At 62.0% G+C, this 13984-nt stretch carries 11 protein-coding genes; 6 read left to right on the top strand and 5 right to left on the bottom strand.

The genetic code is table 11. The features are described from left to right. Positions 1-433: 433 nt before the first annotated feature. Positions 434-1168, bottom strand: a complete 735-nt coding sequence (locus QCE63_RS25255) for a GntR family transcriptional regulator (RefSeq protein WP_309836836.1) — start codon at positions 1166-1168, stop codon at positions 434-436. A gap of 152 nt (positions 1169-1320) precedes the next feature. Here QCE63_RS25255 and QCE63_RS25250 point away from each other — a divergent pair, with 152 nt between their 5' ends. The 4 genes from QCE63_RS25250 to QCE63_RS36900 all read left to right on the top strand — a co-directional run bounded on the left by QCE63_RS25250 (position 1321) and on the right by QCE63_RS36900 (position 6656). Continuing rightward, complete coding sequence (locus QCE63_RS25250; RefSeq protein WP_309836834.1) at positions 1321-2691, top strand: adenylosuccinate lyase family protein; 1371 nt, start codon at positions 1321-1323, stop codon at positions 2689-2691. A 31-nt stretch (positions 2692-2722) separates the two neighbouring features. Next, positions 2723-4135: a cation:dicarboxylate symporter family transporter gene (locus QCE63_RS25245; RefSeq protein ID WP_309836832.1), complete on the top strand. Its 1413-nt coding sequence runs from the start codon at positions 2723-2725 to the stop codon at positions 4133-4135. Positions 4136-4191: 56 nt separating this feature from the next. Next, a complete protein-coding gene (locus tag QCE63_RS25240) occupies positions 4192-5598 on the top strand; it encodes a class II fumarate hydratase (protein ID WP_309836830.1) in 1407 nt (468 codons plus the stop codon). 143 nt (positions 5599-5741) lie between these two features. Next, positions 5742-6656, top strand: a complete 915-nt coding sequence (locus tag QCE63_RS36900) for a GNAT family N-acetyltransferase (protein ID WP_404990175.1) — start codon at positions 5742-5744, stop codon at positions 6654-6656. A 171-nt stretch (positions 6657-6827) separates the two neighbouring features. On the opposite strand, the gene QCE63_RS25225 is transcribed toward QCE63_RS36900, so the two are convergent. Genes QCE63_RS25225 through QCE63_RS25210 form a run of 4 tightly spaced genes read right to left on the bottom strand, consistent with a single transcriptional unit; the run spans position 6828 to position 11211 of the window. Continuing rightward, positions 6828-7769, bottom strand: a complete 942-nt coding sequence (locus QCE63_RS25225) for an ABC transporter substrate-binding protein (RefSeq protein ID WP_309836827.1) — start codon at positions 7767-7769, stop codon at positions 6828-6830. A 59-nt stretch (positions 7770-7828) separates the two neighbouring features. Further along, a complete protein-coding gene (locus QCE63_RS25220) occupies positions 7829-8857 on the bottom strand; it encodes an ABC transporter permease (protein WP_309836825.1) in 1029 nt (342 codons plus the stop codon). A 19-nt stretch (positions 8858-8876) separates the two neighbouring features. Then, entirely contained in the window at positions 8877-10391 is a 1515-nt protein-coding gene (locus tag QCE63_RS25215; protein ID WP_309836823.1) for a sugar ABC transporter ATP-binding protein, read from the bottom strand. A gap of 58 nt (positions 10392-10449) precedes the next feature. Beyond that, positions 10450-11211, bottom strand: a complete 762-nt coding sequence (locus QCE63_RS25210; protein ID WP_309836821.1) for a GntR family transcriptional regulator — start codon at positions 11209-11211, stop codon at positions 10450-10452. A 195-nt stretch (positions 11212-11406) separates the two neighbouring features. Between QCE63_RS25210 and QCE63_RS25205 the strand changes: the two genes are divergently transcribed. Both QCE63_RS25205 and QCE63_RS25200 read left to right on the top strand, forming a co-directional pair. After that, positions 11407-12705 carry an L-fuconate dehydratase gene (locus QCE63_RS25205; protein WP_309836819.1) on the top strand — a complete coding sequence of 433 codons (1299 nt, stop codon included), beginning with the start codon at positions 11407-11409 and terminating at the stop codon, positions 12703-12705. Further along, positions 12705-13937, top strand: a complete 1233-nt coding sequence (locus QCE63_RS25200; protein WP_309837331.1) for a Zn-dependent hydrolase — start codon at positions 12705-12707, stop codon at positions 13935-13937. The genes QCE63_RS25205 and QCE63_RS25200 overlap by 1 nt, the downstream gene beginning before the upstream one ends. Positions 13938-13984 lie beyond the last annotated feature (47 nt).

The raw sequence follows: 13984 nt of genomic DNA, 5'->3' as shown, positions 1-13984 counted from the left end.
CGAGATGAAGTTGTGTCATCGTGATAGCTCCAAGTCATTGCTATTCAATAGTACTCCTTATCGTCCATATAGGAGCGGGTTATGCAGAGGTTCCTTAACGGGCGGATGTCGTTGTTGTGGGTGGGTTGGGCAGGGTGTTTGAATGCGGTTGGATTGTTCGTGTGCATGGGTCCCCTCTTGCTCCGTATTAACTTCCTCTTTTAAGCGGACTATACGGAAGAAGTACCGGGGCAAGCGTGAGGCGGGCAACATTTGAGCCAAGCTTGGCGCGAATCGTAAGACGGTTCATTATTGAACGGCAATGGCCTGCACAGTGGATCCAAGCTCACGACCCACACCGCCGTTCACACCGAAAATTCAATCGAACGGCAATTGCATAGGGTCGCAGGCGACAGCCGCCGATCCGCGAACCTGCGGCCGATGAAGAACTGCATCAGCCAGTCGAGCGCTTGAGCCGCATCGCGACTGAAAATCTCTCGGCGGGGTGAATGCTGACCGAAGTCTCGAAACTCTTTCCCGCCGTGTCCAGATAGCGCCGAACGATTTCGAGCGCCGCCGTTCCCGCGTCCACACGCAGCCGTTTGGCCATCTCTTCCGACACCAGCACGGCCTGGATCCCTTGCCGGATCTCCGCGATGCTGTGCCCGTAACGTTCCTCGATCAAGTCGCTGATCAGTCTGTCGGGTTGTTCGCGCGCGAGGTCCGCCACTTCCGCGTGCTCGGGCGCGATATACACGTCCGTCCACCCGACCGGCGCACGGCTCGTCCCTCCCTCGATCCGCAAGCTCGAGATGCGCAGGAACGGCGTCCCTTCGTCGCATTGAAGTGTCCCAGCCAGATGGCGGTCCGCAACGACGACCTCCGTCGACTGAACGAGCCGCAGATGCTCGGAACCGAACTGGGCCAGATCGTCCACCGAGGCCAGTGTCGGACGAAATTCGTTCCTCGGACGCGATGACTCGACGCGCGTTCCCGCGTTCTTGCGACGTGAAACCAGACCCAGCTGCTGAAGTTCGTGCAAAGCGGCGCGCACCGTATGACGGCTCGTGCGGTAGTGATCCCGCAACTCCAACTCGGTCGGCAGAATGCTGCCGACGGGGTAGCGCCCCGCAGCGATGGCTTCGGTGAGTTCGCGCGCGATATCCGCGAAGTGAGGTCGGTTGCTCATCTCATCTTTCGAAAAGGTCATTGTGGGGCCGCTAGGGGTAAATCATAGCTTGCCCGAACATGTTCGAACATATTAATCTGAATATGTCCGGACTTATTCGAAGCCGAGGGCTTCACGCCGTCCGCTCTTTCGTCTGAATTCCCGAGGTCGTAATGACAAAAGCCGCCGTTCCGATGGCCAGCACCGTGGTCGATTCCATCCTGTTCCGCGATGCCTTCGGCACCGCCAAAATGCGCGCGATTTTCTCGGATCACGCGCTGATCCAACGCTACATCGACGTCGAGGTGGCGTTGGCGAAAGCGGAAGCGCGCGTCGGCGTGATTCCCGCCGAAGCCGCCGAGGTGATCGCGCGCGAGTCGACGATCGAGCGCATCGACTTCGATCACATGCGCGAAGAGACCGATATCGTCGGCTATCCGATCTTGCCGCTCGTGCATCAACTCGTCGCGATGTGCGGCGACGCGGGGCGCTATGTGCATTGGGGCGCGACGACGCAGGACATCATGGACACGGCGGTCGCGCTGCAAGTGCGCGACGCGCTGGATTCGATCGACGGCGATATCCGCGAATTGCGCGCGATTCTCGCCGATCTGGCGAAGAAGCATCGCGACACGCCGATGGCCGGCCGCACGCACTTGCAACAGGCATTGCCCGTGACGTTCGGCTACAAGGTCGCGATCTGGCTCGCGATGTTCGACCGTCATCAGGAGCGCCTGGCGCAGATGCGCGGACGCGTGGCCGTCGTTGAATTCGCGGGCGCGGCGGGCACGCTGGCATCGCTCGGCGACCAGGGCTTTGCCGTGCAGAAGGCGCTTGCCGAAGAACTGAAACTCGGCGTGCCGGCCACGACCTGGCACGTCGCGCGCGACGGTTTTGCCGAGGCCGTGAACCTGCTCGCGCTGGTCACCGGGTCGCTCGGCAAGATTGCGCTCGACATCATGATCATGGCGTCCACCGAGTTCGCGGAAGTCTACGAGCCGTTCGTGAAGGGGCGCGGCGCGAGCAGCACCATGCCGCAGAAGCGCAATCCCATTTCGAGCGAACTGATGCTGGCGGCGGCGAAGGCGGTGCGCCAGCACGCAGGTCTGATGATCGATGCAATGATCCAGGACTTCGAGCGCGCCACTGGCCCGTGGCATGCCGAATGGATCGCGATTCCCGAAAGCTTCATCCTCACCTCGGGCGCGCTGCATCAGGCGAAGTTCGCGCTGGGCGGTCTGATCGTCGATGAAGCGCGCATGAAGCACAACCTCGGCATCAGCCGTGGGCTGATCGTCGCGGAAGCGGTGATGATGAGCATGGCGCCGCACACCGGACGCCAGCAGGCGCACGACATCGTGTACGACGCATGCCGCACGGTCAACGAGCACGGCGGCACGCTCGCGGAAGCGCTCGCCGCGCTGCCCGACGTGACGCAGCACTTCGACCGCGCGGCCATCGACCGCATGACCGATCCCGCGAATTATCTCGGCCTCGCGCCGCAGATGGTGGATCGGGCCATCGCGCTGTCGAGCGAAGTCTGAGCGCGACCATAAGCACACGGAGGAGCACACGATGCATCAAGAACACCCGTCGCCCGACGCCACCGTCGCCGCGAAGAAGACACTCCCCTGGTATCGGAAGCTCGGCATGCAGGTGCTGCTGGCGCTCGTCATCGGCATTGTGGTCGGCTTGCTGTTTCCGAAGTTCGGCGCACAGCTCAAGGTGCTCGGCGATATCTTTCTTGCGCTCATCAAGGCAGGCGTCGCGCCGCTCGTGTTTCTCACGATCGTGCATGGCATCGCTTCGGCGGGCGACGTGAAAAGCGCGGGCCGCGTGGGCTGGCGCTCGATCGTCTATTTCGAAGTGGTCTCCACGATTGCGCTCGCCGTCGGTCTGCTCGCGGGCAATCTGCTGCAGACGGGCAAGGCGATGACGTCGGTCACTGTCGGCGCCGTGCCGCCGAGCGCGGCCAAGGCGGCGCCGCAAGGCTTCACCGAGTTTGTCATGCATATCGTGCCGGACAACTTCATCGGCGCGTTCGCGAAGGGCGAGCTGCTGCAAGTCGTGGTGCTCGCGGTGATGGTCGGCATCGGGATTCTCGCCATTCCGGAACGCCGCCGCGTGCGGATCAACGAAGGGCTGGACCTCATCTCCGAAGTGCTCTTCTCGTTCATCAATCTCGTGATGAAGTTTGCACCGCTCGGCACGCTCGGCGCGATCGCCTTCTCGGTGGGCAGCAACGGCACCGCCGTTCTGATTGCGCTCGCGCAACTCGTGCTGAGCTTCTATGCGGTGATCGTGCTGTTCATCGTCGTGGTGATGGGCGTGATCGCGAAGCTCGCGGGCTTCAGTCTGTGGCGCTTTCTGCGCTATATCAAGGACGAGATCTTCATCGTGCTCGGCACGGCTTCTTCCGAGAGCGCGCTGCCGCGTCTTCTGATCAAGCTCGAACGGCTCGGCTGCGCGAAGCAAACCGTCGGGCTCGTGTTGCCGACCGGCTATGCGTTCAATCTGGACTGCACGTCGATTTTCATGTCGATGGGCGTGATGTTCATTGCGCATGCGTATGGCGTGCCCATCACGCTGGATCATCAGATCGGCATTCTGCTGCTGATGCTGCTGACGTCGAAGGGCGCGGCGACGGTGTCGGGCGGGTCGTTCGTCGTCTTTGCGGCCACGGTCACGTCGACGGGCATTCTTCCGGTCGAAGGCCTCGCGCTGATCTTCGGCGTGTACCGCTTCATGTCGATGGCCATCGCGACCTGCAATACCATCGGCAACAGTCTTGCGACGGTCGTGATCGCCAAGTGGTCGCGGACCTTCGATGAGACCATCGCGGAGCGGCATCTGCATCCCGAACGCTTCCCCGATACCGCGCAGGCCGACGCGTACCTGGCCGACGGCAATCTCTTGCCAGAAGATACGAACGATGCGAATCCGCATGCTCATGGCATTCCGCTCAAAGGGGCGCGTAACGCGTCCTGAGGCGCTGTGACGGCTTCATGCCGCGTTCAATCCATCACGCGATGCCGCAATCCACCATGACCACACCTTCGCGAATCGAACATGACGCCTTTGGTCCCGTTGAGATCCCGTCGGATCGATATTGGGGCGCACAGACGCAGCGCGCCCTGGGTTTGTTTGAGATCGGCGACGAGCGCTTCCCGGCCGTCCTGATCCACGCATTCGGCTTGCACAAGTACGCGGCCGCGCGCGCGAACGTGCAGTGCGGCGCGCTCGCGCCGGAGCTTGCCTCGGCCATCGAGAAGGCGGCGATCGAACTGCGCGAGGGACGATGGGACGGCCATTTTCCGCTGACGATCTGGCAGACCGGCTCCGGCACGCAGACGAACATGAACGCCAACGAGGTCATCGCGAACCGCGCGAACGCGTTGCTCGGACAGCCGCTCGGGACCAAGGCGCCGGTGCATCCCAATGATCACGTCAACCGGTCGCAATCGTCGAACGACAGCTTTCCGACGGTCATGCACGTCGCAGCTGCGATCGAGGTGAACCAACGCTTGCGCCCCGCGCTGGACGAACTCCACGCGGCGCTGGCGGAGCGCAGTCACGCCTTTGCCGACGTCGTCAAAGTCGCGCGGACGCATTTGATGGACGCCGTGCCGATGACGATGGGCCAAACTTTCGGCACCTTTGCGCTCCAGGTGTCGAACGCGCTCGCCCGTATCGACGATGCGTTGCCTCGCCTTTTGATCCTTCCGCAAGGCGGCACTGCCGCCGGCACAGGCCTGAACGCGCCCGAGGGTTTCGACGGCTCCTTCTGTGCGACGCTCGCGCAGGCGACCGGTATGCCGTTCGTTCCCAGCCCGCACAAATTCGAAGGCATGGCGGCACACGACGCGCTGGTCGAGCTATCGGGCGCATTGAACACCATCGCGACATCGCTGCTAAAAATTGCGAACGACATCCGCCTGCTCGCTTCCGGTCCGCGCTGTGGACTCGGCGAATTGCGCCTTCCCGATGACGGGCTGACTTCCTCGATCATGCCGGGCAAACGCAATCCCACGATCGCGGAAGTGCTCGTGCAGGCGTGTTTCCAGGTTATCGGCAATCACCAGACGATCACCCTGGCCAACGCTTCGGGCAACTTCGAACTGAATGTTGCCAAACCGGTGCTCGTCTACAACCTGCTGCAGTCGTTGCGCGTGCTCGCTGATTCCGTCCGCGTGTTTGCGAAGCGCTGCGTCTGCGGGATCGAGGTGGATCGCGAACAGCTCGCGGCCAATGTCGACCGGTCACTGCTTGCCATCACGGCCTTGAATCCGGTCCTCGGTTACGACCGCGTCGCACAGATCACGGCGACGGCATTGCGCGACGGCGTGACACCGCGCGCCGCCGCGATTGCGCTCGGCTTTCTCGACGCTGAAGCGTATGACCGGTTGGTGGATCCTGCGGTGCTCGCCAGGGGGAGCGCTGAAAAGGGATAATCAAGGACATTCGACCGGCTCGCGCTTTGCCGTTGCCGCTTCGAGGATAAGCTTCGGGGTAGTTCGTTTTCGACATGACATCAACGGGTCTACAGGCAATGGCATCCAGGACAATCCGCCGTGCAGCGGCAGACGACGCATCGATGCTCACGCAGATTCGTAACAACGCGCATGCAACGAAACTGGCGCACCGCGACCACGCCTGGGGGAAAGAAGGCGACGGGTTCTCCGAGAGGTGGGTGCGAAAATCCATCGCTGAACGAGCGGTGTATGTCGTGGAATGGGACGGTGAACCCGTCGGCACGTTTGCGCTCGATCTCGATGATGAAAAGCACTGGGGTCCACGAGACCCCGTAGCCGGATATGTGCATGGACTTTGCGTGCGCAAAGGCTTCAATGGACGCGGCGTCGGCCGTTTCATGCTGGACTGGTGTGGCAACCATCTCAGCGCCCTGAACCGGCGGTATGTCCGGCTCGATTGCGCCGCCCACAACGCAAGCCTGTGCACGTATTACGAGTCGCTCGGATTCAAACGAGTGGGACAGTACGCCGAGCCGGAAGCCGGCGGCTATGTCTGGTCACTGTATGAGAAGGCGGCAAGCCCGATGCGGACACGTCCCTCGGCGAGGCTTTTGATCACCACGCCGGAGCGACGCGTATTGCTGTTTCGTTTCGTTCACCGGTCTGGCGTGCTCGCTGGCCAGGCCTATTGGGCAACGCCAGGCGGCGGTGTCGAACAGGGGGAGACGTTCGCGGACGCCGCGATTCGGGAGCTTCGTGAGGAGACAGGGATTCGCATCGCGCAGATATCACGTTCCATTGGGCAACGCGAAATGCTTTTGCAATTGCCGGACGGCGAGCACGTGTTCGCCGTCGAGCACTATTTCGTTGTCGGCACCGACACGGAATCCATCTCGCGCGACGGCTGGACCACCGAAGAGAGAGACGTCATGGCAGATCATCGATGGTGGAGCCGGGAGGAGTTGTGCAGTACCCACGAGACCCTCTTTCCCGAGGGGCTGGTTGAAATGCTGGACAACGGCGGTGTTTTCGGCTGAACCGTTTCTTTGAGGAAGGATGACTGTCCGTTGTAGGTCTTGAGTGCGAATTCGCGGAGCGAACGCATCGAAAACGTCTGCCTGACCTCAGCGGAACTTCCATCAGAAACAACAAAGCCCCGCTCAAAGCCGGGGCTTTCCCTCCGCATCACCGACTACGATCAACCCAACTCAATCATACAAAACCGCCTTGATCTTCGGATCGTTCATATTCCCCTTGTCGTACCAATAAAACCCGGTATCGACGGTCTTGGGCAGCTTCTCTCCCTTCATCGCCTTGACTGCTGAATCCACGACGCACTTGCCGATGCCGATAGGATTCTGCGTGATCGCGCCATACATCAACCCGGACATGATGTCTTCCTTCTGTTCCTTGCCCGAGTCATAGCCGATCAGCACGAGCTTCTTGCCGGACTCCTTCACGCCGATTGCCGCGCCTTCTGCGGACCCTTCATTCGCCCCGAACAAGCCTTTGATGTTCGGATTAGCCTGAATCATCGCTTTAGCAATTTCGGCGGATTTCAAATGATCGCCTCCACCATATTGAACGGAAACGATCTTGATCCCAGGATGCTTGGCCTTCATCTGATTCAGAAACCCATCCCGCCGATCAATCCCCGTGCGGCTTGTCTGATCGTGCACGATCACGCCGACTTCCCCCGCATTCCCGATTGCCTCGGCCATCTTGTCCGCTGCAAGCGCGGCAGCCGCCAGGTTATCCGTCGAGCACGTGGTCAACGGAATATCCCCATCCACACCCGAGTCGAACGCGATGATCGGGATCTTGTTGTTCTGCGCACGCTTGAGCAAGGGAAGTGCGGCCTTGCTATCGAGTGCCGCAATCCCGATAGCCTGCGGCTTCTTGGCAAGCGCCGCCGAAAGCATATCGATCTGCTTGTCGACCATAGCCTCGGTTTCCGGTCCTTCGAACGTGATCCTGACTTTCTGTTCCTTCGCCGACTGCTCCGCACCCGCCTTCACGGCTTGCCAGAACTGATGCTGGAAGCCTTTGGAAATAAGCGGAATGTACGGCTCGTCCGCCTGCGCGACGCCAACCGTTCCGGCCAAGGCAAACACGCCCGCGAGCATTCCGGTGATGGTTCTTTTCAGCATGGTAAGTCTCCTCCTTGGGTTCGATGCTGCCCTTTGTTGGTCTGACAGGCAGTTAAAGTTCAGCTGCTTTTCCTGCGCCGCAAGATATCCGCGTACACCGCGAGAATGATGATGAGGCCCGTCACGACGATCTGCCATTCCTGCGCGACGGACATGATGCGCAAGCCATTGGTCAGCACGCTCATGATGAACGCGCCGATGATGGTTCCCAGAATCGTCCCCGAGCCGCCGGAAAGCGAGGTTCCGCCGATCACGACAGCGGCGATGGCATCGAGTTCATAGCCTTGACCCAACGCCGGTTGCGCCGAATTCAGCCGCGACGCGATGAGCAGCCCCGCAATGCCGCAAATGGCGCCGCCCAGCCCATAGATCGCGATCTTCCAGCGGTCGACGTTCACGCCGGACAAGCGCACGGCTTCCTCGTTGCTGCCGAGCGCAAACGTATAGCGTCCGAGCGCGGTGCGATTCAACGTGATCGAACTGACGATGGCGAGAAAGAACAGGATCAACACCGCATTGGGAATCGGCACGCTCGGCAGGAAATAGCCGATCAGCGAGTCCTGCGAGATCATGTAGAAGTTCTCGGTGTCGGTGAAGTAGATCGGCTTGTCCGACGACACCACCAGCGAAAGCCCCTTCAGCAACATCATCATGCCGAGCGTCGCGATGAACGGCGGAATCTTCATCTTCGCGGTCAGCGTGCCGGACACCGTGCCGCAGATCGCGCCGGTGATGATGGCCGCAATCACGCCGATGGTCATCGGCATGTGCCAGTAAGTGAGGAACACGCCGCAGATCACGGCGGTGAAGGTCATCAGCGTGCCCACCGACAGATCGATGCCGCCCGTAATGATGACAAAGGTGGCGGCGATGGCGAGCACGCCGTTCACTGCCGTCGCCTGAAGAATGCCGAGGATGTTGTCCATCTGCATGAAGGCGGGCGACGCGAAGCTGAAGAACACCAGCAGCAGGATCAGGCTTGCGAACGCCAGCATCTTCTGCAGGGCCGTGGGCGTGAAGACCCGCGCGCGCAGGCCGCTTGCGCGCCCCTCGCCGGCGAGCGCGGCGGTATCCGTTGGTTGTGTCATGTAATCGACCCTTTGCGGCTTATGCCGCTTGCAAAGATTCGCGTCGCGTCGCGAGTTCCATGATGCGTTCCTGCGTCGCGTCGCCCGAAGACAGCTCGCCGGTGATGCGCCCCTCGCACATCACGACGATGCGGTCGCTCATGCGAAGAATTTCCGGCAGTTCCGACGAGATCATCACGATCGCCTTGCCCTGTTGCGCCAGCGACCGCAGCAGCTTGTAGATTTCGCTCTTCGCGCCGACATCGATGCCGCGTGTCGGCTCGTCAAAAAACAGCACGTCGCAATCGCGTTCGAGCCACTTCGCGATGACAATCTTCTGCTGGTTGCCGCCCGAGAGGAGCCGCACCGGTTGCGTGGGCGAGGGCGTGCGGATCGCGAGCAGGCGAATGAAATGCGCGGCGGTCTTGCGGATCTTCGAGCGGCGCAGGAACATGCGCCCGCTAAGAAACTTGCCGAGATTGGACATGACGATGTTCGATTCCACGTCCATGCCCGTCGCGAGGCCGAAGCGCTTGCGGTCTTCCGAGAGATAGCCGATGCCGCGCCGCACTGCATCGCTGGGCTTCTTGATGGCCGCCGGCACGCCCTTCACGACAATCTCGCCGGACTGGATGGGATCCGCGCCGAACACCGCCCGCGCGACCTCCGTGCGTCCCGCGCCCATCAGGCCCGCGAAGCCAAGTATCTCGCCGCGGCGCAGCGTGAAGCTCACGTCGCGCACCAGCGGGCCCGCGTTCAGATGCTTCACTTCCAGCGCGACTTCGCCCTGATCCGAGCCGCCGAGGAACGAGGTCAAATCCGTGAGCGTGCGCCCGACCATCATGCCGATGATCGTATCCACACTCGTCTCAGCGGTGTGCACGGTGGCCACGTATTCGCCGTCGCGCATCACGGTGACGCGGTCGGAGATCTGCTTGAGTTCGTCCATCTTGTGCGAGATATAGACGATGCCGACGCCATGTGCCTTGAGCTCGCGAATGATGCGGAACAGTTCGGCGATCTCGGCATCGTTGAGCGCGGAGGTGGGCTCGTCCATGATGAGCACGCGCGAATCGAACGACAGCGCCTTGGCAATCTCAACCATCTGCTGACTCGCGACGGTGAGCGTGCCCACGATGGTGCGCGGATCGAGCTTCACATGCATGCGCGCGAGGATGTCGCGGGCGGCGGCATTGAGCGTGTCTTCATCGAGCAACAGGCCGAGACACTTGCGCGGCTCCCGCCCGATGAAGATGTTCTGCGCGACGCTCAAGTGATTCATCAGTTGCAGTTCCTGATGAATGATGCCGATGCCCAGCGCCTGCGCCTCGCGCGGACTCGTGAACTCGACCGGCTGGCCGTCGAGGAGCATGTCGCCAGAGTCCCGCGTGTAGACGCCCGCGAGAATCTTCATGAGCGTCGACTTGCCTGCGCCGTTCTCGCCCATCAACGCATGGACTTCGCCTGGCTTGAGGTCGAACTGGATCTCATGCAGCGCGCGCACGCCGGGAAAGCGCTTGCAGAGCTTGCTGACCGATATGAGCGGGGGTGTCATGAAAGTGGCTTCGGGTCCTGTTCCGGTTGGCATCTTCGATGGTGGCGCCCACGCAGCCTCACGGCGCGAACAGGTCCGGCCGCTCCGCCGCCGAGCGCCGCAGTTCGGCCACCACCTGATCCAGATGGTCATGCATGGCCCGCCCGGCGGCTTCGGCCTTGCCGCTGCGAACGGCTTCGAAGATGCGTTCGTGTTCGGCGAACGTATGCGCGACACGCTCGGGACTCGCCAGCAACTGCCGCGCGCGATCCAGCGCACTGCGCGACACCGCGACGATCTCCTTCACGCGCGGCAGCTTGATGGCGTCGAGGAGGATCTCGTGGAAGGCGAGATCCAGTTCATGAAACGCGAGACGTTCGCCGTTTCCAATCGTGCTGCGCTGCTGATCGAGATTGAGTGCGAGGGCATCGAGCACGGCGCTGTCGCGCAGCTTCGCCACACCGCGCACGGTCTCGACTTCGAGCGCGCTGCGAATGAACAGATGCTGACGGATATCTTCCAGCGCGATGGGTTTGACCCGCGTGCCGCGCTGCGGCAAGACCTCAACGAGCCCCGCATGTTCGAGGCGCGCCAACGCGGCGGATACCGGAAAGCGCGACACGCCCATGCGGTCGCAGACCGCGAGCTTGTCGATCATGAGCCCGGGCTCCAGCGCAAGCGTCACGATGGCTTCGCGCAAGGCGCCCTCCACGGCGTCGGTGAGGCTGCCCCGGTCGCCGCTCTTGATCTTGTGCAAGGCATCGTAGGGATTGCTGATGACGCTCGCGGTATCGGAGGAAGTACTCACGGTATGCTTGCTTTGCGATGAAGATGCTAGCATGCTAGGAAGCCGGAGCAGCCTTGTCAACGCGTGCCGGATGCGTATAAACCCGCTAAGACAAGCTCAAAGTTATGGCGCATCTCTCAGTTTGGGAAAGCAGGTGATTCGGCGCACGTTACATGGTGTTTTCCCGCAGACTCAATCCGGTTCCTCCGCTTCGTCTTCGTTCAGGTCTTCGCTCAGGAGCGCATTCAGATGACTACGATCACCGGCCTGTCCGTTCAGGACATTCGCTTCCCCACATCGCGTTCGCTCGATGGCTCCGACGCCATGAACGCCGCGCCGGACTACTCGGCCACCTATGTCACGCTCGCCACGGATGCGCCCCAAGGCCTCACGGGTCACGGTCTCACGTTCACCATCGGCCGCGGCAACGAGATCTGCGTGGCGGCGGTGCAGGCGCTTGCACCGTTGATCGTCGGCAAGACGCTCGAGGACATCACGTCGGACATGGGTGCGTTCTGGCGCGCGTTCACATCGGACAGTCAGTTGCGCTGGATCGGTCCGGACAAGGGCGCAATCCATCTGGCCACCGCGGCAGTCGTGAACGCCGCATGGGACCTGTGGGCGAAGGCGGAAGGCAAGCCCGTGTGGAAGCTGCTGGTGGACATGACACCCGAACAGCTCGTGCGCTGTCTCGACTTCCGTTACGTGACGGACGCCATCACGCCTTACGAAGCCATTGCGTTGCTGCGCCGCCATGAAAAGACGCGCGGCCAGCGTGAAAAGGAAATGCTCGAACAGGGCTATCCCGCGTACACCACGTCGGCGGGCTGGCTCGGCTATGACGATGAGAAGATCCGCCGTCTCGCGCGTGAAGGCGTCGCGCAGGGCTGGACGCACTTCAAGCAGAAGGTCGGCGGCAATCTCGAAGAGGACGTGCGGCGCGCACGCATCCTGCGTGAAGAGATCGGTCCCGGTTCGAAGCTGATGATGGATGCCAACCAGGTCTGGGAAGTGGATGAGGCAGTAGCGAACATGCGCCGTCTCGCGGAGTTCGACCCATGGTGGATCGAAGAGCCGACGAGTCCCGACGACGTCCTCGGCCATGCGTCCATTCGTCGCCGGCTGGGTTCGATCGGCGTGGCAACGGGCGAACACTGCCAGAACCGCGTGATGTTCAAGCAGTTGTTGCAGGCGCAGGCCATCGATTTCTGTCAGGTGGACAGTTGCCGTCTCGGCGGACTGAACGAAGTGATCGTCGTGCTGCTGATGGCGGCGAAGTTCGGCGTGCCCGTCTGTCCGCATGCAGGCGGCGTGGGACTGTGCGAATACGTGCAGCACATTTCGCTGTTCGATTACATCTGTGTGTCTGGATCGCTGGACAACCGTGTGCTCGAATACGTCGATCATCTGCACGAGCATTTCCTCGATCCCGTCGTGATCCGTAACGGCCGCTACATGCCGCCGCAGCGTCCGGGCTACAGCATCGAGATGAAGGCGGAGTCGCTCGCGCGTCATCACTATCCGGACGGCGCCGCATGGCAGAGCTGATGCCGAAGATCGACGGCAAGCGGTTGATAGCCGATCTCGAACGCTTGCGCAGTTTCGGCGCGACGGGAACCGGCGTCGTGCGTCTGGCGCTCTCGCCAGTGGATATGGACGCACGGCGCTGGCTCGCGCAACGCATGCAGGAAGCGGGGCTGTCGGCGACCATCGACGGCGTCGGCAACGTCTTCGGCCAGTCGCGGAATCCCGGCCCGGCGCTGCTGATCGGTTCGCACACGGACACGCAGCCCACCGGCGGCTGGCTCGACGGCGCGCTTGGCGTGATCTACGGGCTGGAAATTGCGCGGGCGCTGGCTGAGTGCGACAGCACGCGTCATCTCGCGCTGGATGTCGCGTCGTGGATGGATGAGGAAGGCAGCTTCTCGGGCTTTCTCGGCAGCCGGAGTTTCGTGGGCGCTTCCATCGACGATGCACTCGATCACGCGTGCAATCGCGATGGCCTGCTGCTGCGCGATGCAATCGCTCAGGCGGGCCTGGCAGGCCGGCCGCGCGTGCAACTGGATACGACGCGTCACAGAGCCTGTCTGGAGCCGCATATCGAGCAGGGCGGTCGACTGGAAGCGCATGGCAAGTCGATTGGCGTGGTGACGACGATCGTCGGCATTCGCGAACTCAGGCTGCGCTTCACCGGGCAGCGCAATCACGCGGGCACCACGCCGATGTCGATCCGCCGCGACGCGGGCGCCGCGCTGGTGGCGTTCATCGGGCGCATGGACGAGGCGTTCCGGCAACTCGCGGATGCCGATACCGTGTGGACCGTCGGCCGCATCGAACTCGATCCGGGATCGTTCAGCATCGTGCCCGGCAGCGCCGACCTGTCTTTGCAATTCCGCGACGCAAACCTGGCTCGTTTGCACGCGATGGAAGCTGCACTCGCTGCGTTAATAAGCGACTTCAACGCGAAGGAAAAAACAAAAGTCGAGTTCCTCGATAACGAACCGCCCGAAGATCCCGTCACGATGGATGCAGCACTTCAAGCGCAACTCGCCGATGCCGCCGAAGCGCTTGCGCCCGGGCGTTGGGAAACGATGCCGAGCGGTGCATCGCACGATGCGCAGGTGATCGCGCCGCATCTTCCTGCGTGCATGCTGTTCGTACCGAGCATCGGCGGAGTCAGTCACGACTTCATCGAAGACACGTCCGAAGCGGATCTCGTGCTGGGCTGCGAGGTGGCCGCGCATGCGGCGGTGCACATACTGCGCGGCATGGCGCGCTGACCTCCTGCGTCGCCCATTGACATGGGCGACGCACCGCACTATCACTT

The organism is Caballeronia sp. LZ065, from assembly GCF_031450975.1.
GTDB lineage: Bacteria > Pseudomonadota > Gammaproteobacteria > Burkholderiales > Burkholderiaceae > Caballeronia.
This window is presented reverse-complemented; position numbering and strand designations above follow the sequence as displayed.